The following is a 25,600-nucleotide window of genomic DNA, read 5'->3' on the forward strand; positions in this document are numbered from 1 at the left end:
CTTGTCCTTCCAGTTCTTCGTAAGCAGCCGGGTCACAGACCCAAGGCGGCCAGATGTTCGTCGGCCAGCGCGTTCCAGCGGGCCAGCAGCGTCTCGTTCGGGGTGTGGCGGATGCCGAAGCGCGCCTGCGTATCGTAGCGGCCCGAGTTCGCCACCCCGAAGCCCGCCGCCACGCGGGGGCGCCAATAGGCCAGGCTGGCCTGCGCTTCGGGCTGGCCGCCGCTCTCGACGATCCGGGCCAGCCCCTCCAGCCCCAGTTCGGCATGGCGGGCCTCGCGCGGGGCGATGTCGCGGAAGACCTCGGCCAGCGGGGCGTAGGAGATGCGGGTCAGTTCCGTCATCTGCACGCCGGTCGCCAGCCCCTGCAGGACGTTCATCACCACGGCGTCGGTCCAGCCGGTGATCGGGTAATGGAAGACCGACAGGCGCATGTCGCCTTCGCGCCGGGTGGCGCCCAGGTCGCTGTCGCGGTCCACGCGGGCGGCCCAGTCGTGCTGGGCCTGATAGCGGCGCGTGTCGGTGCCGAAATCGCCCATCACCGCCAGCACGCGTTCGGCATGGTCGGCCTTTTCCAGGGTGATGCGGCTGGCCGCGATCCGTTCCTTGATGCCGGGCGCGAAGTTGATCGAGCCCGCGAATCCGGCCGATGCCGCCAGTTCGCTGTCCACGAAGGACGACATCAGCCGCATCAGCTCTCCGCGATAGCGCGCAGGCACGTTGCCGGGCGCGGTCAGCACGCCGCCCTGGGCCAGATAGTCCTCGATGTTCATCGTCTCAGACATGGGTAGCCCCTCATTCGTCATAGGTGACGGTCACGCGGTCGGTCAGCGGATAGGCCTGGCAGGACAGGACATAGCCCGCGCGGACCTCGTAATCCTCCAGCGCGTGGTTCACGGCCATCTCGACCTCGCCCTCCAGCACCTTGCAGCGGCAGGTCGAACAGACACCCGCCCTGCAGGAATAGGGGGCGTCCAGGTGGTTGGCGATGGCGGCATCCAGGATCGTCTCGCCTTGGCGCGGCATGGAAAAGCTGCGGGTGGCGCCGTCGAGCGTGACGGTGGCCTGCGTTCCCTCGCCTGCCTCGGTGGCTTTCGAGACCGGGCGGGCCTTGGCGCGGCCGGGCTGGCTTGAGGCGAACAGCTCGAACCGGATCTGATCGTCGCGCAGCCCGTGGTCGCGCAGCGACTGCGCCACGGTCAGCATCATCGGCTCGGGGCCGCAGATGAAGGCTGCGTCCACGGAAGTGGGATCGATCCACCGTTGGAACAGCGCGGTCATCTTGCCTTCGTCGATGCGGCCGGTGAACAGCTCGATCTCCTGCGCCTCGCTCTCCAGCACATGCAGGACCGAGAAGCGGCCGAGGTAAAGGTTCTTCAGATCCTCAAGCTCCTCGCGGAACATGATGCTGCTGATCTGGCGGTTGGCATAGACCAGCGTGAAGCGCGACTTCGGTTCGCGCCGCAGCACCGTCTTGACGATGGACAGGACCGGCGTGATCCCGGACCCTGCGGCGAAACCCACGTAGTGGCGCGCCGCATCCGGGTCCAGCGGCAGAGAGAACTTGCCCATGGGCGGCATCGTCTCGATCATGTCGCCCGGGGCCAGGTTCTCGTTGGCCCAGGTCGAGAAGGCCCCGCCATCCACGCGCTTGATGCCGACCTGCAGGCAGCCGTCATCCACGCCCGCGCAGATGGAATAGGACCGGCGCAGTTCCTCGCCATCGAAATCGCGGCGGAAGGTCAGGTATTGCCCTTGGGTGAAGTCGAAGAGCGCGCGGTCCTCGTCGCGCGGGGCCAGCGTCACCACGACCGCATCGCGGGTCTCGCGGCGCACTTCGGTGACCTTCAGGGGCAGAAAGCGTGCCATGGGGGTGTCTTTCCTTGGATGTGCAGTCAGATGCACTTGAAATAGTCGAAGGGTTCCAGGCAGTCGTTGCAGCGATAGCTGGCCTTGCAGGGCGTGGACCCGAACTGGCTGACCTTCCGGGTATGGGTCGATCCGCAGCGCGGGCACTGGATGGTCAGATTGGATTCACCGGTCAGCCGCGCGATGCGGCCTGCCAGGACGCCATCCGCCGCGGTGCCATCGACAGGGGGCGCAATGCCATAGGCGCGCAGCTTGTCGCGCCCTTCGGGGGTGATCCAGTCGGTCGTCCAGGCGGGGGCAAGCTGGCGTTTCAGTTCCAGCTTCTCGATCCCGTGGCCGCGCAGCGCCGCTTCGATGTCAAGGTTGATGACACTGGTGGCGGGACAGCCGGAATAGGTCGGCGTCACCGTCACCACCAGCGTGTCGCCCTGCCAGGCGACATCGCGGATGATGCCCAGGTCGGTCAGGCTGATGACGGGGATTTCCGGGTCCGGCACCTGCGACAGCCATTCCCAGATCTGGTCCGTGTCGGGCAAGGTCGCGGCAGCCATGGCATCACCACCGGGCGCCGGGATAGGCGCGCTGCAGGAACTGCATCTCGGCCAGGATATAGCCCAGATGTTCCGTATGGACCCCCTTCTTGCCGCCGCCCGATCCGGTGATCCCGTGCTGCCAGGCACTGGCGGGCGGGACCAGCGTCGCCTCGTCCAGGACGGCCGTCACGGTCTTTTCCCAGGCGGCCTTCAGGGTCGAGGGCAGGGGCGCGATGCCCGCGTCGGCCATGGCCTGATCGACGGCATCGTCGGCAAACATCTCTCCGGTATAGGACCACAGCTTCGTCAGGGCGGCCTGCATCCGGTTGTGGCTTTCGGCGGTGCCGTCGCCCAGGCGGATCACCAGGTCGGCGGACCGTTCCAGGTGATAGGCGACCTCTTTTTCCGCCTTGGCGGCGATGTCGGCCACGCGGCTGTCGGACGAGGTCTTCAGCGCCAGCAAAAGCGTGTGGTGAAAGGCGTCGAACAGGAACTGGCGCATCAGCGTCATGCCGAAGTCGCCGTTCGGCAGCTCCACCAGCAGCAGGTTGCGGAAGGCGCCCGCGTCGCGCAGATAGGCCAGCCTGTCGGCATCGCCGCCCTTGGCCTCGACCTCGGCCGCAAGGCCCAGCCACAACTGGCACTGGCCGATCAGGTCAAGCGCCTGGTTGGCAAGCGCGATGTCCTCCTCCAGGGCCGGGGCATGGCCGCACCATTCGGATGCGCGATGACCCAGGATCAGGGCGTTGTCGCCCATGCGCTGCAACCATTCGCTGAACTGTTCCTGCCCGGCGTCGGGCGCCGGCACGGTGACGTGGCCGCTTTCGGCCAGGGCCTTGCCTGCCAGTTCCGACAGGTTCGGCGTGGTCATGTCGGGAAGCGACGGCATCACATGTGCCCCACTTCATCGGGAATGTCATAAAAGGTCGGGTGGCGGTAAACCTTGCTGTTCGACGGATCGAACAACGGGCCCTTTTCCGACGGCGCGGAGGCGGTGATGTCGTTGGCCTTCACGACCCAGATCGACACGCCTTCGTTGCGACGGGTATAAACGTCACGGGCATGACGGATCGCCATTTCCGCGTCCGGGGCGTGCAGGCTGCCGACATGGCGGTGGTTCAGGCCGTGCTGGCCTCGAATGAAGATTTCCCAAAGCGGCCATTCGCTGGGCATGACTTCTCCTCCCAAAGCTGCGGGGATGTGGCTGGGACGGGCGCGTCGCCGCGCCCGGATGGTATGCTTGCGCCGTTATTCGGCGGCGTGGCGGGCGGACCGGCGGCGTTCCTCGGCCTTGGTGGCGTGGGCCATCAGGCCGTCGCGGAACCAGGCGCCGTCTTCCCAGGCCTTGACGCGGGCGCCCAGGCGTTCCTCGTTGCAGGGGCCGTTGCCGGCGATCACCGCGAAGAACTCCGACCAGTCGGGCTCGCTGAAATCATAGCCGCCCTTTTCCTCGTTCCACTTCAGGTCCGGGTCGGGAATGGTCAGGCCCAGGTATTCGGCCTGCGGAACAGTCTGGTCCACGAATTTCTGGCGCAGCTCGTCGTTCGTGTTGATCTTGATCTTCCACGCCATCGACTGCGCGGAATGGACCGAGTCCTTGTCGGACGGGCCAAACATCATCAGCGCCGGATACCAGAAGCGGTTCATCGCATCCTGGGCCATCGCCTTCTGCTCGGGCGTGCCCGAACACATCTTCATCATGATGTCGTAGCCCTGCCGCTGGTGGAACGACTCCTCCTTGCAGATGCGGATCATCGCGCGGGAATAGGGACCATAGGACGTGCGCTGCAGCGGCACCTGGTTCATGATGGCCGCGCCATCGACCAGCCAGCCGACCGCGCCCATGTCGGCCCAGGTCAGCGTCGGATAGTTGAAGATCGACGAATACTTCATGTTGCCGCTGTGCAGCTTTTCCAGAAGCTCGTCGCGGCTGACGCCCAGCGTCTCGGCGGCGCAGTAAAGGTAAAGGCCGTGCCCGGCCTCGTCCTGCACCTTGGCCAGCAGGATCGCCTTGCGTTCCAGGGTGGGCGCGCGGGTGATCCAGTTGCCCTCGGGCAACTGGCCCACGATTTCCGAATGGGCGTGCTGGCCGATCTGGCGGATCAGCGTCTTGCGATAGCCCTCGGGCATCCATTCCTTGGGCTCGATCTTCTCGCCCCGGTCGATGCGCTCCTGGAAGGCGATCTCCTCGGGCGTCATCTCGTCGCGGGACTTGGACCCTTCGGATTTGACCAGCTGTGCATACATGGCAGTCTTCCCCTTCAGACGCGTTCGATGATGATGGCGATGCCCTGGCCGACGCCCACGCACATGGTGCAAAGGGCATAGCGTCCGCCGGTGCGGATCAGCTGGTACATCGCGGTGGTGACAAGGCGGGCGCCGGACATGCCCAAGGGATGGCCGATGGCGATGGCGCCGCCATTCGGGTTCACGCGCGGGTCGTCGTCGGCAATCCCCAGGTCGCGAAGCACGGCCAGCCCCTGTGCGGCAAAGGCTTCGTTCAATTCTATCACATCCATTTGGGTAAGCGACAGGCCCGTGCGCGCCAGGACCCTGCGCACCGCAGGCACCGGACCCACGCCCATGATGCGGGGTTCCACGCCCGCCGCGGCCATGCCGACGATCCGCGCCCTGGGCGTCAGGCCCTGCGCGCGGGCGGCTTCCCCGGACAGGATGGCCAGCGCCGCCGCCCCGTCGTTCACGCCGGACGCGTTGCCCGCCGTTACCGTCAGGTCGGGACCGTTCACGCCCTTCAGCCTGGCCAGCGTCTCGACCGTGGTGCCGGGACGGGGATGTTCGTCGGTATCGACGGTGACGTGGTCGCCCTTCTTCTGGGGCACATGCACCGGCACGATCTCGTCCGCGAAGCGACCTTCGGCCTGGGCTGCGGCCCAGCGTTCCTGTGACCGCGCCGCGAAGGCGTCCTGGTCGGCGCGGCTGATGCCGTAATCGGCGGCCACGTTGTCGGCGGTTTCGGGCATCGAATCGGTGCCGTAAGCCTTGCGCAGCGCATGGTTCGGGAAGCGCCAGCCGATGGTGGTGTCATAGACGGCATTCGCCCGCGCGAATGCGGTTTCCGCCTTGGGCATGACGAAGGGCGCGCGGGTCATCGACTCGACCCCGCCCGCGACCACGAAGTCGCAGTCGCCGGCCCTGATCGCGCGCGCGGCCATGCCGATGGCGTCCATGCCCGACCCGCAAAGGCGGTTGACCGTGGTTCCCGGCACGCCGACCGGCATCCCGGCCAGCAGCACGGCCATGCGGGCGACGTTGCGGTTATCCTCGCCCGCCTGGTTGGCGCAGCCCAGGATCACGTCGTCCACGGCGGACCAGTCCACGCCGGGATTGCGCGACATCAGCGCCTGGAGCGGCAGGGCCGCCAGATCGTCGGCGCGGATCGACGCAAGGGCGCCGCCGTAGCGGCCGACCGGCGTGCGGATCGCGTCGCAGATGAAGGCTTCGGACATGCAGGAACCCCCGGAATTTGCAGAAGGCGGCGATGATTCTCCCAATTCATCGACCGATTGGTCAGCTTATAACACCCGTCATATTACATCGCAAAGATAAATGTGGGCGATGCTGTAATGTTTCAAGCAAGCGCCTGCAGCCGGGCCTGGCTGCGGGGCGTGGTTTCGGCCAGGGGGCCGTCGTCGCCCTCCATGACCTTGGCGACATGCGCCTCGGCCAGGGGCGTCAGCGCGGGATAAAGGTTTCGGAACAAGGCCTGCGCCTCGGTTCCCGGCCAGTCAGGGGGCAGGGCGGCCGCTGGCAGGCCGGGGTCGCGCAGAAGCACGCCGCGATACAGATGCACCAGAAGCAGGCGGGCGATCAGCGCATCCTCGGGCGTGATCGCCGGGACGACCCCGGCCAGCGGCGTGAAGCGATCCAGCACGTCGCGATAACGCGCGGCCAGCGTGTCCAAGTCCCAGAAGCGCGCGAGTTGCGGCAACTGGTCGGTGCCCGCCACGGTTGTCGCGCGCAGCACCAGGCCACCGGTTGGCGGCAGATCGTTCCGCGCCGGGCACAGCCACAGATCGCCTCCGATCCGGGCCATGCGGTGACGGCGGGCCAGATCCTCGGGCAGGTGGGGATCCAGCAGCACCAGCCAGTCGCCCGAAGGCTGGTTGCGCGCATAAAGCAGCCGCGCCGCCTCGGCGAATTCGGCGCGGGCGGCGGGGGCCAGGCGATAGAAGCTGCGCCGCCCGACCCGCTCGCCTTCCAGCCGGCCCGCTGCCACCAGCCGGGAAACGGCGGTGCGCACCAGGTTCTCGCTGATGCCGATGCGGGCGCAGATCGCGATCAGGCTGCCGATCCACAACACCTCGCCGCGCGGCACCACCACGTCGCCATAAACGGTGACGATGAAGGATCCGGCCGTGATCGGAAGATCAACGGTCAGGCGCTGGATCAGGTCGGTCTGGGTCATCGCGAATCCGGGGGCATTCAGGGCATGTCCGCTGCCCGCAGGGGACAGCGGGTCACGCTAGCATGCCAGGCGCCGGGAACTCCACCGGCGCCCGCCCAAAGAAAATGATTGACGTGTTTCTTTTTCCGCCGAATTCTGGCGGCGGGAGGAAAATCCGGCAATGTCAAACCCTACGCTGCATGACGTGGCGCGGGCTGCTGGTGTCAGCTATTCGACGGCCGACCGGGTTCTGAACGAACGCGGTGGGGTGGCCGCGAAGTCGATCCAGCGCGTCCAGCGCGCCATCCAGGAACTTGGCTACCGGCGCGACATCCGTGCGGCGAACCTGTCGCGCCGGCGCAGCTATCGCTTTGCGGTGTTCTTGCCGCAGGGCGACCACGGCTTCTTCTCGAGTCTCGGGCAGGCCCTCCTGGCGCAGGCCGAGGCGCGGGCGGCGGATCGGGTTTCGGTCACGCTTTGCGATCCCAGCCGCCCCGATGATGCCATCCGGGAAGGGGGAGAGTGGGACTGCGCGGCCCTTGTCGGCACGGAATCCGAAGGGCTGGCGCAGGTCATGGCCGAACTGACCGACCGGGGCATTCCCGCCATCACGCTTGTATCGGACATCGACGGGTCGCGGCGCGGCTATGTCGGCATCGACAATACCGTCGCGGGACGCACGGCGGGGCGCCTGCTGCGGCTGGCCCACGGGCGCGGGGCGGGACGGATCCTGCCGGTCCTGGGATCGCTGTCCCTGCGCGATCATCGCGAACGGCTGGACGGCGCGGCCGAGGTTCTGGCGGCGCCCGGCTCGCGGCTGGTGCTGCTGCCCCCGGTCGAGGTTCACGACCAGCCGGACCGGATGCGCGACAGGCTGGACGCGGCCCTTCGCGCCGATGCGGGGATCACCGGCATCTATTCCATTGGGGCGGGCAATCGCGGGCTGATCGCCCTGATGGAGGCCGGGGGCGAAGGACGGCCCTTTGTCGTCCTGCACGAACTGACGCCGCATTCGCGCGCCGCGCTGGAGCGCGACCTGATCGACGTGGTCATCGACCAGAAACCGGCCGAGGAAGCCGCCCGCGCCCTGGACGCCATGCGCGCCATCGCCGACGGCGAAGAGCCTCCGGCGGCCGTGATCACGCCCGCGATCTTCTTCAAGGAAAACCTGCCTGGAGTCCCTGCATGACCGGCTATTTCGCCTCGATCCCGCCGCTGGCCTTTGATCCCGACGCCGAAGGTCCCGCCTTCCGCCATTACGACCCGGACGAGGTTGTGATGGGCAGGCGGCTGAAGGATCACCTGCGCTTTGCGGTGGCCTATTGGCACAGCTTCGGCTGGGAAGGGGGCGATCCCTTCGGCGGGCGGACCTTCGACCGGCCGTGGTTTCCCGCCGACACGATGGAACTGGCCGAACAGCGCGTCGAGGCGGCCTTTGACTTCTTCCGCATCCTGGGCGCGCCGTTCTTCTGTTTCCACGACCACGACGTGCGACCCGAAGGCGACAGCCTGTCCGAAAGCCGCGACCGGCTGAACCGCATCGCCGACCTGATGGCAGCGAAGATGGAAGACGGCGGGCCGCGCCTTTTATGGGGCACCGCCAACCTGTTCACCAACCGCCGCTACATGGCGGGGGCGGCCACGAACCCCGATCCCGATGTCTTCGCATATGCCGCCGCCACCGTGCGCGACTGCCTGGACGTGACCCACCGGCTTGGCGGCGCGAACTATGTCCTCTGGGGCGGGCGAGAGGGATACGAGACGCTGCTGAACACGGATCTGGGACGCGAACTGGACCAGATGGGCCGCTTCCTGTCCATGGTGGTCGATTACAAGCACAAGATCGGCTTCGCGGGCACCATCCTGATCGAACCCAAGCCGCAGGAGCCGACCAAGCACCAGTACGATTTCGACGTGGCGACGGTTTACGGCTTCCTGAAGCGTTACGGGCTTGAGGGTGAGGTCAAGGTCAATATCGAACAGGGCCACGCGATCCTGGCGGGCCACAGCTTCGAGCATGAGATCGCGCTTGCCAACGCGCTTGGCATCTTCGGTTCGATCGACATGAACCGCAACGACCAGCAGTCGGGCTGGGACACTGACCAGTTCCCGAACAACGTGGCCGAGGTGACGCTGGCCTATTACGAGATCCTCAAGGGCGGCGGCTTCACCACCGGCGGCACCAATTTCGACGCCAAGATCCGCCGCCAGTCGCTGGACGCCGAGGATCTGGTGATGGCCCATGCCGGCGCGATGGATGTCTGCGCACGGGGCCTCAGGGCGGCAGCCCGGATGCTGGAGGAGGACCGGCTGGAGGCCGCCCGGCGCGACCGTTATGCCGGATGGCAGCGCCCGGACGCGCAGGCCATGCTGGCGCCGGGCGCGACGCTGGACGGGATCGCCGACCGGGCGGTGGCGGCGGGCCTTGATCCGCAGCCGGTCTCGGGCCGGCAGGAAATTCTGGAAAATCTGGTCAACCGATATGTCTGAGGAGGGACGGCCATGAAGACCATCAAGGGGCCGGCGCTGTTCCTGGCGCAATTCGCGGGCGATCAGGCGCCCTTCAACTCGTGGGACGGCATCACCAGATGGGCGGCCGATTGCGGCTATCTGGGCGTGCAGGTGCCAAGCTGGGACGGGCGGCTGTTCGACCTGGCCAAGGCGGCGGACAGCAAGGATTACTGCGACGAGATCGCGGGCGTCGCCGCCGCGAACGGCGTGCAGATCACCGAGCTTTCGACCCATCTGCAGGGCCAGCTTGTCGCCGTCCACCCCGCCTATGACGAGGCTTTCGACGGCTTCACCGTGCCGGAAAGGCGCGGCAATCCCAAGGCCCGGCAGGAATGGGCCGTGGACCAGGTGAAGATGGCGCTGGCGGCCAGCCGCAACCTGGGCCTGACCGCCATGGCCAGCTTTTCCGGCGCGCTGGCCTGGCCCTTTGTCTATCCTTGGCCGCAGCGGCCGGCGGGTCTGGTGGAAACCGCCTTCGACGAGCTCGCCCGCCGCTGGCGCCCGATCCTGGATCATGCCGAGGATTGCGGCGTCGATGTCTGCTATGAAATCCACCCCGGCGAGGATCTGCACGACGGCGACAGCTTCGAGATGTTCCTGGACCGCGTGAACGGCCATGCGCGGGCGAACATGCTGTATGATCCGTCGCACTATGTCCTGCAATGCCTAGATTACCTGGACAACATCGACATCTACAAGGACCGCATCCGCATGTTCCATGTCAAGGATGCGGAATTCAACCCGACCGGGCGCAAGGGCGTCTATGGCGGCTTCCAGCCTTGGGTGGACCGGGCCGGGCGCTTCCGATCCTTGGGCGACGGGCAGGTCGATTTCGGGGCGATCTTCTCGAAGATGGCGGCCAATGATTTCGACGGCTGGGCCGTGGTCGAATGGGAATGCTGCCTGAAGCACCCCGAGGATGGCGCGCGCGAAGGGGCCGAGTTCGTCCGCAGCCACATCATCCGCGTGACCGAGGCGGCCTTCGACGACTTCGCGGGCGGCGGCACGGATGACGCCGCGAACCGCCGGATGCTGGGGATTTCGTGATGACCCGCATCAGGCTTGGCATGGTCGGGGGCGGCAAGGATGCCTTCATCGGTGCGGTCCACCGCATCGCCGCGCGCATCGACGGGGAATTCGATCTGGTCGCCGGGGCGCTGTCCTCGACGCCTGAGAAATCGCGCGACAGCGGCGCGGCCCTGGGGCTGAATCCCGACCGCTGCTATGGCAGCTTCGAGGAGATGGCCGAGGCCGAGGCCGCGCGTCCCGACGGGATCGAGGCGGTCGCCATCGTCACCCCGAACCACGTCCACGGCCCGGCGGCGGCGACCTTCCTGCGGCGCGGCATCCATGTGATCTGCGACAAGCCGCTGACCGCGACCATGGCGCAGGCGGCAGAGCTGGAAGCCGCCATCCGCCACTCGGACGCGCTGTTCATCCTGACGCACAACTACACCGGCTATCCGATGATCCGGCAGGCGCGCGCCATGATCGCGGCGGGCGACCTGGGGGCCATCCGCGTGGTGCAGGTCGAATATGCGCAGGACTGGCTGACCGAGGCCGCGGAAACCACGGGCAGCAACAAGCAGGCCGAATGGCGCACCGATCCCGAACGCAGCGGGGCGGGCGGGTCCATCGGCGATATCGGCACCCATGCCCATAACCTTGCCTGCTTCGTCACCGGAATGACCGTGGAAAGCCTGTCGGCCGACCTGCAAAGCTTCGTGCCGGGGCGGCGGGTCGATGACAACGCCCATGTCCTGCTGCGCTTCCACGAGGGCGCGCGCGGGATGCTGTGGTGTTCGCAGGTCGCGCCGGGCAACGAAAACGGTTTGCGCCTGCGCGTCTATGGCGAAAAGGGCGGGCTGGAATGGCTGCAGGAGGATCCGAACTATCTGTGGTTCACGCCCTTTGGTGAACCCAAGCGCCTGCTGACGCGGCGGGGCGCGGGGGCCTCGGATGCCGCCAACGCCGTCAGCCGCACGCCGGGCGGCCACCCCGAGGGCTATCTGGAAGGCTTCGCCAATATCTATGCCGGTGCCGCGCAGGCGATCCGGGCGGCGCAACGGGGCGACCGGGCGCCGGATCTGGACCTGCTGCCGGGGCTGGAGGAAGGGCTGGCCGGTATGCGCTTCATCGACGCCTGCATCCGGTCGTCGCAGGGCAATGCCGCATGGGTGACGCTGTGAGCGTGCTGGCGCTGCGCAATGTCAGCCGCAGCTTTGGCCCGATCGAGGTCTTGCACGGCGTGGACATCGCGCTGCGCCCTGGCCGCGTCCATGCGCTGATCGGCGAAAACGGCGCGGGCAAGTCCACCACCATGAAGATCATGGCGGGATACCAGCCCCCATCCCAGGGCGAGGTGCTGCTGGACGGCCAGCCCGTGACCTTCGCCAGCATGGGCCAGGCCGAGGCGCAGGGGATCTCGATGATCCACCAGGAGTTCAACTTGGCGGAACAGCTGACCGTCGAACAGAACATCTTCCTGGGCCGCGAACTGAAGCGCGGCTTTCTGCTGGACAAGCCCGCCATGCGCGCCCGGACGCGGGACCTGCTGGACCGGCTGGAATGCCGCGTCTCGCCCGACCGGGTGGTGTCCACGCTGTCGAACAGCGACAAGCAGATGGTCGAGATCGCCAAGGCCCTGCTGCGCGAAACCCGGGTGCTGGTCATGGACGAACCGACCGCCGTGCTGACCCGAACCGAGACCGCGATCCTGTTGCGCCAGGTGCGCGCGCTGCGCGAGGCGGGAACGGCGGTGCTGTTCACCTCGCACAAGCTGGACGAGGTCGAGGAGATCGCCGACGACCTGACCATCATGCGCGACGGCCGCGTTGTCTGGACCGGAGAGGCGTCCCTGATGGACCAGCACGCCATGGCCAATGCCATGGTGGGGCGCGAAATGTCGGATCTGTTCCCCGCCAAGGTTTCCACGCCCGGCGAGGTCGCGCTGGAGGTCCGGAGCCTGACCGTTCCGGGCTTTTCCCGCGATGTCGGCTTCACCCTGCGCCAAGGCGAAGTCCTGGGCGTCGCCGGCCTGATCGGATCGGGCCGAACCGAGACTTTCGAGGGGCTCTGCGGCCTGCGCCCCGCCACGGGCGATGTCAGCATCTTCGGGGAAAGCGTCAGGATCGACCATCCCTGGCAGGCGCAGGCGCTTGGGCTGTGCTACCTGACCGAGGATCGCAAGACCCGTGGCCTGCTGTTGGGGAAGGGCCTGCGCGAGAACCTGACCCTGCAGGCGCTGGCGAAATTCGACCGGGGCCTGATCGACACCGGCGCCGAGGAGCGCGCCCTGGACCAGGCCATCGCGGATTTCGACATCCGCGGCCATCGCGGGGCGCTTGTCGGCAACCTGTCGGGGGGAAACCAGCAAAAGCTGTTGTTCGCCAAGACCCTGCTGGCCGATCCCCGGATCATCATCATCGACGAACCCACGCGCGGCATCGACATCGGCACCAAGCAGCAGATGTATGTCTTCATCCGCAAGCTGGCCGCCGAAGGGCGCGCCATTGTCGTCATTTCCTCGGAAATGCAGGAGGTGATCGGGCTGGCCGACCGCATCCTGGTCATGCGCCATGGCCGCGTCACCGGCGAACTGGGCGCGGACGCGACCGAGGATGCCATCGTCCGCCTTGCCATGGGCGTGGCCCCGTCCCCCGAGAAGGAAACCGCATGAGCGACGTCACCGCCTCCGCGCCCCGCCGCATCCGCATGACCGTGATCGGCCCGATCCTGGCCCTGATCCTGCTGGTCGTCGCGGGGGCCATGATGAACCCGAACTTCCTGGGCTGGGACAACGTGACGAACGTGCTGGCCCGGTCGGCCTTCATCGGCATCATCGCCGTGGGCATGACCTTCGTGATCACGGCGGGGGGGCTGGATCTGTCGGTCGGATCGATGGCGGCCTTCATCGCCGGGCTGATGATCCTGGTGATGAACAGCCTGGTGCCCACGATGGGGGTCGGTGTCCCGGTGATCCTTGTGGGCATGGCGGTCGCCCTGCTGGCGGGGCTGGCAGCGGGGCTTCTGAACGGCATCCTGATCACCCGGCTGGGGATCGAGGCCTTTATCGTCACCCTGGGATCGATGGGCATCTATCGCAGCCTGGTCACCTGGCTGGCCGACGGGGGCACGCTGTCCCTGGATTTCAACCTGCGCAGCCTCTACCAGCCGGTCTATTACGGCGGCGTCTTCGGCATCACCTGGCCGATCATCGTCTTTGCCGTCGTGGTCATCCTGGGCGAGATCGTGATGCGATCAACCGCCTTTGGCCGCTACTGCGCGGCGATCGGATCGAACGACCAGGTCGCTCGCTATTCATCGGTCCGCGTGGACCGGGTGCGGCTTCTGACCTATGCCGCGCTTGGCCTGCTGGTCGGCATCGCCACCATCATGTACGTGCCGCGCCTCGGATCCGCATCATCTGCCACGGGGATGCTGTGGGAGCTTGAGGCGATCGCCGCCGTGATCATCGGCGGCACCGTGCTGAAGGGCGGCTTTGGCCGGGTCTGGGGCACGGTGATCGGCGTGCTGATCCTGACGCTGATCGGCAACCTGCTGAACCTGACGGATTTCGTATCGCCATACCTGAACGGCGCGATTCAGGGGGCCATCATCGTTCTCGCTGTGGTGTTGCAGCGCGAAGGCAAAGCCCGCGGCTGACGCGGGTCCAAATGGGAGGGAAGACATGAAGCATTTCGTATCGGGGCTGGCCATGGCGGTGGCTCTGGCCGCGCCCGCGCTTGCGCAGGACGGGGAAACCAAGGTGATCGGCATCTCGATCCCGGCGGCGACCCATGGCTGGGCGGGCGGCATGAACTATTTTGCCCAGGCCACCGTGGACCGGCTGGAGAAGGCTTACCCGCAACTGGACTTCGTGCTGGCGACGGCATCCGATCCGGCCAAGCAGGTCAACGACATCGAGGACATGGTCGCCACCCGCAACATCGACGCGCTTGTCGTGCTGCCCTTCGAATCCGAGCCGCTGACCGGCCCGGTCCAGAACGTCAAGGCGTCGGGCGCCTGGATCACGGTGGTTGACCGCGGCCTTGCGCAAGAAGGGATCGAGGATCTGTATGTCGCCGGCGACAACCCCGGCTTTGGGCGTGTTTCGGGCGAGTTCATGGCAAGCGCCCTGCCTGAAGGCGGCAAGATCGTCGTGCTGCGCGGCATCCCGACCACCATCGACAACGAACGGGTCGAAGGCTTCCAGGCTGCAATCGAGGGCAAGAACATCGAAGTCCTGGGCATGGAACATGGCGACTGGAACCGCGACAAGTCCTTCACGGTGATGCAGGACTTCCTGTCCAAGTACCCGCAGATTGACGCGGTCTGGGCGTCCGACGACGACATGGCCATGGGTGCCCTTGGCGCCATCGAGGCCGCGGGCCGCGACGACATCAAGTTCGTCCTGGGCGGCGCGGGCATGAAGGAAATGGTCAAGCGCACCATGGACGGCGACGCGATGATCCCGGCCAACGTCACCTATCCCCCCGCGATGATCGCCACCGCCATCGAGATCACCGCCGTGGGCCTTGTGTCGCAGGCGCCGGTCTCGGGCGATTTCATCATCGGCTCGGTCCTGGTCACGCCGGAAAACGCCGAAAGCTACTACTATCCCGACAGCCCGTTCTGAGGGTGCAAGGACGCGGCCCCGTCAGGGGGCCGCGACCGCCGCAGCCTTGCGCCGTTCGGCCATCACGGCCTGGAAGTTCGACAACAGGATGATGCCGCCGCCCAGGAAGACCCAAAGGTCGACCGCTTCCGCGTAGAGGTAATAACCGACGACGGCAGCCATCGGCACGCGCAGGAAGTCGATGGGGATCAGGATCGAGGCATCCAGCCGCCTCAGCGCCTGGGCCTGGCAGTAATGCGCTGCAAGCGCCCCCACGCCCGCGACCAGCATCCAGGGAATATCCGTGACCGACACGGGCTGCCAGTCGGTCAGCGCGGCCAGCAGGCCCAGCGGCAACTGGATCAGGATCATCCACACGACGATGGCGCCGGGCGAACAGTGCTGCGTCAGCCTTTTCACCAGGATCAGCGACAGCCCGTAGCCAGCGGCCGCGACCAGGACCAGCGCCGCCGCCGGATCGACCATGCCGATGCCGGGCCTGACGATCACCATCACGCCGACAAATCCACCCACCGTCGCCAGCAGGCGCGGGCCGGTCAGCCGCTCGCGCAGCAACAGCCAGGCGAACAGCGTCACCCAGATGGGCATCGTGAACTCCAGCGCGAAGACCGACGCCAGGGGCAGCAGCACGACGCCGATGGTCCAGAAATACTGGGCGGTGAAGTGGATCACGTTGCGCGCAAGGTGCAGGCGCAGCTTGGCGGCCCGGCGCACTTCCGGGAACAGGGCACGGCCGACAGCCAGGATCACGAACAGCCCGACAAGCGCGCGGAAGAACAGCACCTGCCGGATCGACAGGGTTTCGGCCATTTCCCGCGATCCGACCGACATGCCGATGAAGGCCGTCATGGACAGGGCCATCCAGATCAGCCCCTGAACAAAGTCCGACCGCCCCCCCAAGGCGGCAGATCCGATATTGGCCGTCATTGCTTGCCCCCGATCAAACCGCTGGACCATAGGCCGGCAGAGGGCGAAACGGAAGGGGCCGCCTGCCCTTACTTCTTCAGGACCTTGCCTGCCGTGAAGCGGCAGGGATGGCCGTCGAAAAAGGTGTCCAGGATCCGCTCGAACACCGGCGGCGCCCCCTCGACAGCGGCGAAAAGTGTGGCCGAGGAGCACAGCTTGACGGCATCCACCGGGCCGAGGATCGTTTCGGCCGGAAGATTGCCATGGGCCAGGATCGCCTCGGCGCAGGCGATCAGCCGCGGGCCCAGAACCGGATGCGCAAGATAGCGGCGCGCCTCGTCCATATCCTCGATGCCATAGTAATGCGACATCGGCGACATCCCGAGCCCGCGCAGCTGCGGGAAGATGAACCACATCCAGTGGCTTTGCTTGCGGCCTCGCCTCAGCTCCGAAAGCGCGACCTCATGGGTGCCATCCTGCGCCGCCACGAAGCGGTCAAGCGTGTCGGTTTCCTTGTCAAGGCGGGCCATGGCGGTTTCCTTTGCTGGCAAGGCCAGGATCAACGCGCCCTGGCCCGCCTGGTTCGCAGCGACCCACGCCGGGGCGATTATCCCTGTGGCGGCCGCCTCCTGGATTATACAGGCTTGGAGATGGGTTTACAGGACGGCAAAATGCGGATCGACCTGAATTCCGACCTGGGCGAGGGGTTCGGTCCCGGGTCGATGGGCGACGATGCGGCCATGCTGGAGATCGTCAGTTCCGCCAATATTGCCTGCGGGGGCCATGCCAGCGACCCCTAAACCATGTTTCAAACCCTGCGCCGGGCTGCGGCGCGCGGCGTCATCGTCGGCGCCCATCCGGGCTATGCCGACCGCGAGGGCTTCGGCCGCCGTGTGATCCCGATGCAACCGGCCGAGATCGGGCGCCTGGTCGCGGCACAGGTCGGCGCGCTGCAAGGCGTCGCCGCGATCGCCGGGGCCACGGTCCGGTATGTCAAGCCGCACGGGGCGCTTGCCAACCTGGCGGCCGACGACCGGCAGGTCGCGGATGCCATCGCCGCCGCCGTCGCCGCCCTGCCGGGCAACCTGGCGATCCTGGCGATCTCGGGCACCGAGCTGGAGCTTGCAGCCTGCGCCGCCCGGGTCGAGGTCTTTTCCGAGATATTCGCGCACCGCGCCTATCTGCCGAATGGCAGGCTGATGCCGCGGTCGCGGTCAGGTGCCGTCCTGCACGACGCTGAACTCGCGGCGGACCGGCTGCTGGACTTTCTTCAAACCGGCCGGATGCCGGTGGCGGAGGCGCCGCCGATCGAACTTGCGGCGCAGTCGGTCTGCGTCCACGGCGACACACCCGGCGCGGCGGCGATGGCTGGACGCATCCGCGCCCGGCCGGAAGCTGCCGGCATTTCCGTCTCGCCCTTCCTGGCTGGCGCGACGTAAGCGCCCCGGGGCCGTTCCTTGCGTCAGTTTCCCACCTTCACCCCACCGCGCGATCCATGCCCGCGTCGCCCGTCTGGACAGGGGGTTGGCCGAATTCCCTTTCCCTGGCTTCCTGGAGGCGTGCCGGCCTATGCCGCCATCCTGATCCGCTTCGACCCCCTGGCCTGCGACCATGCGGCTGCCGAACGGGCGGCGCGGCAACTGCTGGACCAAGGCCCGGGGGCAAACGCCGCATCGACCCTGCGAGAGGTGCTTGTCTGCTATGACGGCGATCTGGCGCCCGATCTTGCAAGGGTCGCGCAGGCAACGGGCCTCGGCCCCCAGGAGGTCGTGGCCGCCCATCTTTCGGGACAATACGAGGTGGTCATGTATGGCTTCGCGCCGGGCTATGCCTATCTGGCGGGTGTCCCCGATGCCATCAGGATGCCGCGCAAGCCCGCGCCGGTGCGCGGCGTCCCTGCCGGCAGCGTGCTTGTCGCCGCAGGGCAATGCCTTGTCTCGACGCTGGCCATGCCAACCGGCTGGTGGATCATCGGCCGGTCGCCCACGCGCATCCTGACCGACCGGCCTGGCCGGGCTTGATGCGCTATGGCGTGCCCCGTTCCGGCCCCATGGACCGGCTTTCCTTCGCCGCGGCGAACCTTGCGCATGGCAACGATCCCGCGGCCCGGCCATGGAAATTTCCCTGGGGGGCCTTGTGCTGGAATGCCTGTCGGGCAGGCTGGGCTTTGCGGTCGCAGGCGGCGGCTTTCTTGTCGATCATGGCGACTGCAGGCGCGGATCCTGGGCGACGGTGACCCTTGCAGCCGGCGAAAGGCTGGCGATTCGTCCGGGGTTATGGGGAAGCTGGTGCTATCTCGCGCTGGCCGGGCGCCTGCAGGTGCCGACCTGGCTTTGCAGCGCCTCGACCCATGCCTTGTCCGGTTTCGGCGGCGGCCGCCTGGTGGCGGGCCGGCAACTGGAGGTGGCGGACGCGGGGCCTGCGAGCCGGGCGAAATTCCCTGTCCGGTCCTCGCCCGCCCCCGGCCGAGGGTCCGCGTCACCATGAGTCCACAGGAGCGATTCTTCTCCCCTGAAACGCTTGCCGCCTTCAAGGCCGGCCCATGGCGGATGACGGATGCCTGGGACCGGATGGGGGTCCGGCTGGCGGGACCTCCGGTTGCGCCTGACGCGGCGCTTGACATGCCGTCCGAGCCGATCGTGCGCGGCTCGATCCAGGTGGCCGGCGACGGGGTCGCGACGGTTCTTCTGGCCGATCACCAGACGACCGGGGGCTATCCCAAGATCGCGACGGTTCTGGATTGCGACCTGGACGGCCTTGTCCAGCTTCGCCCCCGCGATGCCGTGGCTTTCCAGAAGGTCAGCCCCGGGCAGGCGGTCGGCCTTGCACGCACGGCCGCCCTTGGCGCGGCGGCATATCGCGCGTCGCTTTCAAGGGCAGGGTGACCCCTGCCTGGCAACCTATCCCGCTGCCTGCAGCCTGCGAAAGCGGGACCGCGCATAGACCAGCGCGTCGCCGGGGGCGAGGTGGGCTTCCTCGATCTCGCCCACGAAGATGCGGTGGCTGCCGCTGTCGCTTTCGGTCAGCACGCGGCAGGACAGGCAGGCCAGCGCCGTCAGCAGGCGCGGCTGGCCGAAGGTGGTGTCGGCCCACCGGCCCACACCGAATTTCGCCGCGCCTTCCAGCCTGCGCCCGCCCGCGAAGGCCATCGCGATCTCGTCCGAGGTGTCGTCCAGCAGTTGCACGCTGAAGCCGCCGGTGTGGCTGATTGCGGTGCAGGTCGCAGTCTTGCGGTTGACGCAGACCAGCAGGCTGGGCGGGCTGTCGCTGACCGAACAGACGGCGGTCGCGGTGATGCCGCGGCGGGCGTTCCCCCGGCCGGTGGTGATCAGCGTCACGGCGCTTGGAAACAGGGCCATGGACTGGCGGAACAGGTCGGTGCTGATAGCCATCTCAGCCATTCCCCGCCTGGAGGACGTCCGTGATCAGCCCCGCGAACCAGCCCAAGGCCGGGTCGGTGGCGAAGCTGTCATGCATCCAAAGCTTGATGTCATAGGACGGCAGCTCGAACGGCAGTTCCCGCGCCACGAACCCGCCCCGGCCTTGCAGGCGGGTAAAGATCGAATGCGGAAAGATCGCGACATAATCGGTCTGCGCCACCACTTCGGGGACGATGGTGAAATGCTCCAGCCGCGCGCGGGTGGCCAGGCCCATCCCGCTGTCCTCGATCAGCCCGCGCGCCATCTGGTATCCGGTCGCGGCGCGGCTGACATCGACAAAGGACAGCGACCGGAAGATATCCGTCGTCCAGTCGCCCCGGCTGGCGGGATGGCCCTCGCGCATCAGGCAGACCATGTGGTCGCGCAGGACCAGCCGCCCCTTGCAGCGCGCCCCTTCCAACTGCGGCAGATAGCCAAGCGCCAGGTCGATCTGGCCCGCACGCAGCGCGCCTTCGGTAGCGTCCGGATCAAGGCGGACGGATGACAGGCTGGCCAGGGGCGCGGCCTGTTCAAGCGCCGCAAGGATGCGCGGCATCGCGAACAGCTCGCCCGTGTCGGTCATGGCGATGCGGAAATGCCGTGTCGTCAGGGCGGGGACAAAGCTTTGCGCGCCATGGATGGTCTGTTCCAGAAGCGACAGAGAGGATTCGAAGGGTTCGCGCAGGCGGGCGGCGACATCCGTCGGCTCCATCCGGTTGCCGACCCGGCGGAACAGCGGATCGCCGAACTGCTCGCGCAGGCGGCGCAGGGAATGGCTGACGGCGGGCTGGGTCAAGGCCAGGCGCTGGCCGGCCTGGGTCAGGCTGCGGGTGTCCCAGATCGCTAGGAAGACCTTGACCAGGTTCAGGTCGAAGCGGGCGGAATGCAGGCGGTTCATCGGGGCAGCCTGCGCCATTCCCGCCGCGAATGGAACGGCGGGCGCGTTCATGGATAGCCGCGCGGCGCGTCCAGGCCCAGCAGCACGCGGCCCGCATTTTCATAAATCATGTCGGTCACGGCGGCGTGCTGGGTCACGACCATGGCGTCGCGCAGGTACCGCTGCATCGGGTTCGTCTTCGCGATCACCCCCATGCCGGCGATGGTATAGCATTTTTGCACGACCTCCGCCCCCACCTTGGCGGCGTTGGACGCGGACAGCCGCAGCATGTTATTTTCGTCCAGTAAGACCGGATCTCCGCGCATCAGGCTGTCCCAGGCGGCTTCGGCGGCCTCGTAGAAGAAGGCGCGGGCGCCGCGCAGCCTGGCCTCGGATTCCGCGATGCCCGACAGGTAATAGGCGCGGTCGCAAAGCCGCGCGTGGCCGACCGCGATCCTGGCCGCGCCGGATACGGATTTCGCGGCCTCGATCGCGGCGCGGGCCAGGCCCAAGTTGCAGGCGGCGTGGACCTGCGCCTGATAGGCCATGGAGGGATAGCGATACAGCGGCTCGTCGATGATGCCCGGGGCGCCGCGTTCGCAGACCCACATGTCGGGATAGAACTTGTCAGTGACAGTGGTGTCGTGGCTGCCGGTGCCGACCATGCCGGACACGTCCCAGCACTCGACGATCCCGACCTCGGCTGCGGGCGCCACGGCCATCATCACGGTTGGCGGCGCATCGGTTTCCGCGCCCTGCGGGGTGCCCGCGATGCCGACGCCGATCCAGTCCGCGCCCATGCAGCCGGATGCGAACTTCCAGCGCCCCGAGACACGCCAGCCGCCATCCGTGCGGACCGCCTGCTGGACAGGGTGCAGCCCGCCCGCGAAGACCTGATCGGGTCCGGTGGCATACATGATTGCCTGCGCATCCAAGGGCAGGGCGGCGGTATAGGTGTTCGCGGACCCGAAGGCGGCGACCCATGCCGCCGACCCGTCCACCGTGCCGATCCTGTCCACCATCTTCAGGAAGTGATGCGGCGCCATCGCGTCCCCGCCGAACATGCGCGGGGTCGAGGACCGGAAGATCCGCGCGGCCTTCATCAGCGCCACGATGTCGCGCGGAACGTGGCGGCCTTCCTCGATCTCGGTCACGCGGGCGGCGATGCTGTCCAGCAGGTGTCGGAACTCCACCGTCTCGGTCAGGCGCGAAAAATCGGGCAGCGTTGCGGCCGGAAACGTGCTGGGGGAAAGGGGCTGGTTCATCGGCGCGGGTCCTGTTGCGGCATTGGGCAAGGAAACACCGGGCAGGGCGCATCAATCAAATGCATTGCGGGAATGAGGCGTATTCATTCCATTGATCGGCAGGAACAGGGTGGGCTGGGGCCTTGCCAGCGGGGTCGGGCGCGCTATGGTCAGGGGATGAAGACAGCCTTGCTTGCCCTTGTCGCTTTTGCACTGCTTGGTCAGCCGGTCCAGGCTGCCGATCCCCTGGCGGGGGTCTGGCAGACGCAGCCGGGGCGCGATGGCGGCTTTGGCCATGTGCAGATCCAGCCCTGCGCGGGCGGGCTTTGCGGAACGGTCGTGCAAACCTTTGACGCGCAAGGCCGCGCCGTGAAGGCCAATGACCTGGGCGCGCTGATCCTGGACAATGTCGTGCCGACGGACGGCAGAACCTATGGCGAAGGCCGGATCATCAATCCCGAAACCGGACGCAGTTATACCGCGCGCCTGCGGCTGCGCGGTGATTCGCTGGACGTGGGCGGCTGCGTCCTGATGATCTGCCGCAACGCGGGCACCTGGCAGCGGGTGCGGTAAGGCACCCGTCGTCCATTCCTGCGCCCGTTCAGGCCACGCCGACCTGCGCCACGGTTTCGGGCTGCGAGAGCCCGCCAAAGAAGCGCTGCAGCCGGTCCATCGCTTCGCCGATCTGCTCGATGGACAGCGACCCGAAGCAGATGCGCAGGTGCCCTTCGCCCGCCGCGCCATAGAAGCTGCCGGCCTCGACCACGACGCCGGTTTCCTCCAGCAGAAGCTCTGCCAGGTCCTGCGAGGCCATGCCCGTCGCCGTGATGTTGGGGAAGGCATAGATGGTGCCCTCGGGCCAGGCGCAGGTGATCCCGGACATCTGGTTCAGCCGCGACACGACGATGTCGCGCCTGGCCTTGTCCTCGGCGATCAGGCCCTCCAGCACGGCGGGGTCGCCGGTCACGGCGGCCAGGGCGCCTTCCTGGACAAAGGTGTTCACATGGGTCACGTCGTTCGCGGTGATCTTCAGCAGCGCGCCCACGGCCCAGTCGGGCGCCACCATGTAGCCAATGCGCCAGCCGTCCATGGCATAGCTTTTGGTGAAGGCGAACAGGCTGACGGTGCGGTCCGCCATGCCGGGCAGGCTGGCAATGCTGGTGTGGCGGGCGCCGTCGAACAGGATGTCCTCGTAGACCTCGTCGGCCAGGACCAGCAGGTCGTGCCTGATCGCCAGGTCGGCCAGCCCCTGCAACTCGTCGCGCGAATAGACGCGGCCGGTCGGGTTGCAGGGGTTGATCAGCACGATCATCTTGGTCTTCGCGGTGATCTTCGGCTCGATCAGCGCGGGGTCGATGCGGAAACCGTTGGCGGCATCCAGCGGCGCCAGCACGACCGTGCCGCCCGCGAGTTCGATCTTGCCGACATGCTGGGGGTAATAGGGTTCCAGCAGGATCGCCTCGTCCCCCGGATCGATAAAGGCCATGATCGCGGCATAGGAGCCATGCGTCAGGCCGTTCGTCACGATGATCCGGTCCGCCGGGACCTCCAGCCCGTTCTGCCGCGCCAGCTTCTCGCGCAGCGCCTCGCGCAGGTGGGGCACGCCGGCCAGGTCGGAATAATGGACCTTGCCCGCGCGGATGGCGTCGATGGTCGCCTGCTTGATGTGGTCGGGCGTGTCGGCATGCGGGCGGCCCAGTTCCATGTGGATCAGATCGCGGCCGGTCATGGCGGCGGCGCGGCCATACATGCCGAAGGATTTCTTCGAGGTTTCGGTGATGCGCTTGGCAAGATGCTTCATGAGGATACCGGAAGGGAATGATGTTTTCCGCACAATCTGATCGTTTGATCAAAAATGCAAGGGGAAACATGCGGTGTTTAGGGTTTGATCAAGCACCCTCCGCCCGCTATCCGTCACGCAGGATACCCGCACGGAGGCGCGACGTGAAATCCCATGCCGACAAGCCGCTGAAGCCGGTGTCCACGCGAAAGACCGTGCAGGACCAGGTTTATGAGCAACTGCGCGAGGCGCTGATGTCGGGCGCGTTCCAGGCGCGGGAAAGCTTCACCATCGCCTCGTTGTCGGAACGCTTCCAGACCTCGCACATGCCCGTGCGCGAGGCGCTGCGCCGGCTGGCCGCCGAGAATGCCCTGCGCATCGCGCCCTCGGGCACGGCCTTCGTGCCGGATCTGTCGCCCGAGGAGCTGGACGACATCAGCCGCGCCCGCGTGATCATCGAGGGGGCGGCGGCCGAGCTTGCGGCGCCGCGGATCACCCCGTCCGACCGGGCGGTGCTGGCGTCCTTGGTCGAGGAGCATCGCGCGACGGGGGCCAGCGGCGACATCGTGGCGATGGCCGCGGCGAACCGGCGGTTTCATTTCCAGATCTACGCCGCGGCGGGTAGCCCGATCCTGATGAGCCATATCGAGAACCTGTGGCTGCGCTCGGGTCCCTATGTGCGCTTCCTGTCGGACCGGATGGGGTCGCTGCTGCAGACCGACTACAAGGGCCAGTTCACCCGGCATCACGAAGCGATGCTGGCGGCGCTGGACCGCGGGGACGTGGCAGGTTTCCGCGCGGCGATGGAGGACGACATTACCGCGACGCAGGGCCTGCTGCACCGCTTCCTGGCGGACCGCGCCGCCTGATCAGGCGGCGAAGCTTTCCACCGTCCTCAGCGCGCCGTCCAGCGCCTTGCCCTTTTCGTCGGCCAGCGCGGCAGTGCGCAGCCGGCGCATCCAGTCGGCCCCGTCCGGGCGCCCGCGCAGCATCGGCAGGGCCGACATGACGCGGTCGAACTTGGACAGCCCGCGCGCATGGGTGTCGGAATAGCCCTTGATCAGCCGCCGGTTCGCCAGAACCTCGGTCGCAAGCGCCCGGTCCTGGGCGGCGATGTCCATGGCTGTGTCGAACCAGGCCGCGACATGGGCCATTTCACTGCGATGGCGCAGCAGGCTGCGCCGCCAGGGGCGCAGGGCCGACACCGCCCACAGCAGCCCGAAGCCCGCCAGGCTGTCGGTGCGGATGCGGCGGCCCTTGTCCAGGCGGCGGGTGTAGAACGCCTCGGCCCGGCGGTTCCGTTGCAGCCAGGCGCCAAGCCGGGCGGGCAGGGTGGTTGCGAATTCCTCGAAGCGGGGGTGGAAGTATTCGGTCAGGTGCAGCACCTGGTCGTCCTTCACCCGCACCTCGTCGCGCACGCGCTGGTGACGGCTGGCGCGGGTCTTCAGATCAGCCACACGCATGATGTCGTCGTAACACAGCGCATTGGCCGCGTATTTCGCCGCCGCCTGCGTCATGGCGAAAGGCGCGACGTCCAGCCGGGCGGCGCGTTCGACCATGTCCAGGTATTGCGCCCCATAGGCGATGTCCTGGTAATCGACGACCTTCTTCAGGCCCAGGCCCGCGATCTCCTGCGTATCAGGCGGCAGGCGGTGCAGCCGGGCTTCCAGCGCCTGCCAGTCGCCTTGCAGCCTTGCGGGGATGTTCAGCGTGCGGATGCGGCGCTTCACGCCCTCGGTCGCGGGGGGCGGGGCATCGCCCCTGGCGCAGTCATAGGCCAGGCCGAAGGCGCGCAAGGATGCCTCGACCCCCTTGCCGGACTTGCGGATCACGGCCTCGTAGCTGTCGCGCGGGAAGGGCAGGGCGCCCGAACCCGCAAGCGCCCCGAACAGGCTGGCCGAGATGACCGAACCCGCCCTTGTGGCCATCGTCTCCATGTCGAAGGCCACCACCTGGTCGGCGGCAAGGCCCATGGCGGCGATCACCTGGTCCGCGTCCGCGCGCCCGTCGCCCGGCACGACCTTCTCCGACACCGCCGCGATCCGGTGGGTGGATGCGATCAGCGTCGTCCGCCCCGGCGTCACGAAGCCGCGCATGACGGCACGGCCTGCCTCCATCAGTTCGGCGGCGATCATGATGTCCACGTCGCCTTCCGATGGCGACAGCGCAAAGACCGGGGTGCGACCGGTGTCCTTGCACATCTCGACGTAATAAACCGTGGCGCCGGTGCGCTGCGCGACGCCCGCGACCGATGTGGACTGGGCGTGATAGCCGTTCATCTCGGCCACGTCGATGATCCAGTTGGTCAGGACGCCGCCGCCCTGACCGCCGACAGCCAATGCCGCCAGCGTGATGATCTTCTCGCCCTGCGCCCCAGGCGAACGGCGGGCGATGATCGGCGTGTGCATGGTCATGGGCGTC

Annotated in this window: 27 protein-coding genes and 1 pseudogene; 13 read left to right on the plus strand and 15 right to left on the minus strand. The window is 67.3% G+C overall.

Annotated features, from left to right (window positions below; all coding sequences use genetic code 11):
• Positions 1–32: 32 nt before the first annotated feature.
• The 8 genes from OU682_RS03645 to OU682_RS03680 form a co-directional block, all read right to left on the minus strand.
• Positions 33–782, minus strand: coding sequence for a Phenylacetic acid catabolic protein (locus tag OU682_RS03645; protein ID WP_268940714.1), 750 nt, complete (start codon positions 780–782; stop codon positions 33–35).
• 10 nt (positions 783–792) lie between these two features.
• Entirely contained in the window at positions 793–1,866 is a 1,074-nt protein-coding gene (paaE, locus tag OU682_RS03650) for a 1,2-phenylacetyl-CoA epoxidase subunit PaaE (RefSeq protein ID WP_268940715.1), read from the minus strand.
• A gap of 26 nt (positions 1,867–1,892) precedes the next feature.
• On the minus strand, positions 1,893–2,417 hold the full coding sequence (gene paaD, locus OU682_RS03655; RefSeq protein ID WP_268940716.1) for a 1,2-phenylacetyl-CoA epoxidase subunit PaaD: 525 nt from the start codon (positions 2,415–2,417) through the stop codon (positions 1,893–1,895).
• A 4-nt stretch (positions 2,418–2,421) separates the two neighbouring features.
• Positions 2,422–3,288, minus strand: a complete 867-nt coding sequence (gene paaC / locus OU682_RS03660; RefSeq protein ID WP_268940717.1) for a 1,2-phenylacetyl-CoA epoxidase subunit PaaC — start codon at positions 3,286–3,288, stop codon at positions 2,422–2,424.
• Positions 3,288–3,572: a 1,2-phenylacetyl-CoA epoxidase subunit PaaB gene (gene paaB / locus OU682_RS03665; protein WP_268940718.1), complete on the minus strand. Its 285-nt coding sequence runs from the start codon at positions 3,570–3,572 to the stop codon at positions 3,288–3,290. Before paaB ends, paaC begins: the two co-directional genes overlap by 1 nt.
• 75 nt (positions 3,573–3,647) lie before the next feature.
• Complete coding sequence (gene paaA, locus OU682_RS03670; RefSeq protein ID WP_268940719.1) at positions 3,648–4,646, minus strand: 1,2-phenylacetyl-CoA epoxidase subunit PaaA; 999 nt, start codon at positions 4,644–4,646, stop codon at positions 3,648–3,650.
• A 14-nt stretch (positions 4,647–4,660) separates the two neighbouring features.
• Positions 4,661–5,866, minus strand: a complete 1,206-nt coding sequence (pcaF, locus tag OU682_RS03675; protein WP_268940720.1) for a 3-oxoadipyl-CoA thiolase — start codon at positions 5,864–5,866, stop codon at positions 4,661–4,663.
• A 122-nt stretch (positions 5,867–5,988) separates the two neighbouring features.
• The gene (locus tag OU682_RS03680) at positions 5,989–6,825 is read right to left on the minus strand and encodes a PaaX family transcriptional regulator (protein ID WP_268940721.1); all 837 of its coding nucleotides are present in this window, start codon (positions 6,823–6,825) and stop codon (positions 5,989–5,991) included.
• A 160-nt stretch (positions 6,826–6,985) separates the two neighbouring features.
• Between OU682_RS03680 and OU682_RS03685 the strand changes: the two genes are divergently transcribed.
• Genes OU682_RS03685 through OU682_RS03715 form a run of 7 tightly spaced genes read left to right on the plus strand, consistent with a single transcriptional unit; the run spans position 6,986 to position 14,953 of the window.
• Positions 6,986–7,993: a LacI family DNA-binding transcriptional regulator gene (locus tag OU682_RS03685; protein ID WP_268940722.1), complete on the plus strand. Its 1,008-nt coding sequence runs from the start codon at positions 6,986–6,988 to the stop codon at positions 7,991–7,993.
• A complete protein-coding gene (gene xylA, locus OU682_RS03690; RefSeq protein WP_268940723.1) occupies positions 7,990–9,294 on the plus strand; it encodes a xylose isomerase in 1,305 nt (434 codons plus the stop codon). The genes OU682_RS03685 and xylA overlap by 4 nt, the downstream gene beginning before the upstream one ends.
• A 12-nt stretch (positions 9,295–9,306) precedes the next feature.
• Entirely contained in the window at positions 9,307–10,362 is a 1,056-nt protein-coding gene (locus tag OU682_RS03695) for a sugar phosphate isomerase/epimerase family protein (protein ID WP_268940724.1), read from the plus strand.
• Complete coding sequence (locus tag OU682_RS03700) at positions 10,362–11,504, plus strand: Gfo/Idh/MocA family protein (RefSeq protein ID WP_268940725.1); 1,143 nt, start codon at positions 10,362–10,364, stop codon at positions 11,502–11,504. Before OU682_RS03695 ends, OU682_RS03700 begins: the two co-directional genes overlap by 1 nt.
• Positions 11,489–12,994, plus strand: a complete 1,506-nt coding sequence (locus OU682_RS03705; protein ID WP_268940726.1) for a sugar ABC transporter ATP-binding protein — start codon at positions 11,489–11,491, stop codon at positions 12,992–12,994. Before OU682_RS03700 ends, OU682_RS03705 begins: the two co-directional genes overlap by 16 nt.
• Complete coding sequence (locus tag OU682_RS03710; RefSeq protein ID WP_268940727.1) at positions 12,991–13,980, plus strand: ABC transporter permease; 990 nt, start codon at positions 12,991–12,993, stop codon at positions 13,978–13,980. Before OU682_RS03705 ends, OU682_RS03710 begins: the two co-directional genes overlap by 4 nt.
• 25 nt (positions 13,981–14,005) lie before the next feature.
• Complete coding sequence (locus OU682_RS03715; RefSeq protein WP_268940728.1) at positions 14,006–14,953, plus strand: ABC transporter substrate-binding protein; 948 nt, start codon at positions 14,006–14,008, stop codon at positions 14,951–14,953.
• Positions 14,954–14,974: 21 nt separating this feature from the next.
• Here the strand turns inward: OU682_RS03715 and OU682_RS03720 are convergent, their stop codons facing one another.
• On the minus strand, positions 14,975–15,880 hold the full coding sequence (locus tag OU682_RS03720) for a DMT family transporter (protein WP_268940729.1): 906 nt from the start codon (positions 15,878–15,880) through the stop codon (positions 14,975–14,977).
• 68 nt (positions 15,881–15,948) lie between these two features.
• A complete protein-coding gene (locus tag OU682_RS03725) occupies positions 15,949–16,389 on the minus strand; it encodes a DUF1810 domain-containing protein (protein WP_268940730.1) in 441 nt (146 codons plus the stop codon).
• A 141-nt stretch (positions 16,390–16,530) separates the two neighbouring features.
• Here OU682_RS03725 and OU682_RS03730 point away from each other — a divergent pair.
• From OU682_RS03730 to OU682_RS03745, 4 genes and pseudogenes are all read left to right on the plus strand, one after another.
• Positions 16,531–17,298 (plus strand): annotated as a pseudogene (locus OU682_RS03730) (LamB/YcsF family protein).
• Between the two features lie 120 nt (positions 17,299–17,418).
• Complete coding sequence (locus OU682_RS03735; protein WP_268940731.1) at positions 17,419–17,880, plus strand: 5-oxoprolinase subunit B family protein; 462 nt, start codon at positions 17,419–17,421, stop codon at positions 17,878–17,880.
• 91 nt (positions 17,881–17,971) lie between these two features.
• Entirely contained in the window at positions 17,972–18,346 is a 375-nt protein-coding gene (locus OU682_RS03740) for a 5-oxoprolinase subunit C family protein (protein WP_268940732.1), read from the plus strand.
• Positions 18,343–18,744, plus strand: coding sequence for a 5-oxoprolinase subunit C family protein (locus tag OU682_RS03745; protein ID WP_268940733.1), 402 nt, complete (start codon positions 18,343–18,345; stop codon positions 18,742–18,744). Before OU682_RS03740 ends, OU682_RS03745 begins: the two co-directional genes overlap by 4 nt.
• 15 nt (positions 18,745–18,759) lie before the next feature.
• Here the strand turns inward: OU682_RS03745 and OU682_RS03750 are convergent, their stop codons facing one another.
• From OU682_RS03750 to OU682_RS03760, 3 genes are read right to left on the minus strand one after another with little or no spacing between them, the layout of a single operon-like run.
• Positions 18,760–19,260, minus strand: a complete 501-nt coding sequence (locus OU682_RS03750; RefSeq protein WP_268940734.1) for a flavin reductase family protein — start codon at positions 19,258–19,260, stop codon at positions 18,760–18,762.
• Entirely contained in the window at positions 19,253–20,227 is a 975-nt protein-coding gene (locus tag OU682_RS03755; protein WP_268940735.1) for a LysR family transcriptional regulator, read from the minus strand. The genes OU682_RS03750 and OU682_RS03755 overlap by 8 nt, the downstream gene beginning before the upstream one ends.
• On the minus strand, positions 20,224–21,420 hold the full coding sequence (locus OU682_RS03760; protein ID WP_268940736.1) for an acyl-CoA dehydrogenase family protein: 1,197 nt from the start codon (positions 21,418–21,420) through the stop codon (positions 20,224–20,226). The genes OU682_RS03755 and OU682_RS03760 overlap by 4 nt, the downstream gene beginning before the upstream one ends.
• A gap of 156 nt (positions 21,421–21,576) precedes the next feature.
• Between OU682_RS03760 and OU682_RS03765 the strand changes: the two genes are divergently transcribed.
• Positions 21,577–21,972 carry a DUF2147 domain-containing protein gene (locus tag OU682_RS03765; RefSeq protein ID WP_268940737.1) on the plus strand — a complete coding sequence of 132 codons (396 nt, stop codon included), beginning with the start codon at positions 21,577–21,579 and terminating at the stop codon, positions 21,970–21,972.
• A 28-nt stretch (positions 21,973–22,000) separates the two neighbouring features.
• Here the strand turns inward: OU682_RS03765 and OU682_RS03770 are convergent, their stop codons facing one another.
• A complete protein-coding gene (locus OU682_RS03770) occupies positions 22,001–23,200 on the minus strand; it encodes a pyridoxal phosphate-dependent aminotransferase (protein ID WP_268940738.1) in 1,200 nt (399 codons plus the stop codon).
• Between the two features lie 143 nt (positions 23,201–23,343).
• On the opposite strand from OU682_RS03770, the gene OU682_RS03775 reads away from it, so the two are divergent.
• Entirely contained in the window at positions 23,344–24,048 is a 705-nt protein-coding gene (locus OU682_RS03775; protein ID WP_268940739.1) for a GntR family transcriptional regulator, read from the plus strand.
• On the opposite strand, the gene OU682_RS03780 is transcribed toward OU682_RS03775, so the two are convergent.
• Entirely contained in the window at positions 24,049–25,593 is a 1,545-nt protein-coding gene (locus OU682_RS03780; RefSeq protein ID WP_268940740.1) for an indolepyruvate oxidoreductase subunit beta family protein, read from the minus strand.
• Between the last annotated feature and the right edge of the window lie 7 nt (positions 25,594–25,600).

It is taken from the genome of Paracoccus benzoatiresistens (genome assembly GCF_026913015.1).
Lineage (GTDB): Bacteria > Pseudomonadota > Alphaproteobacteria > Rhodobacterales > Rhodobacteraceae > Paracoccus > Paracoccus benzoatiresistens.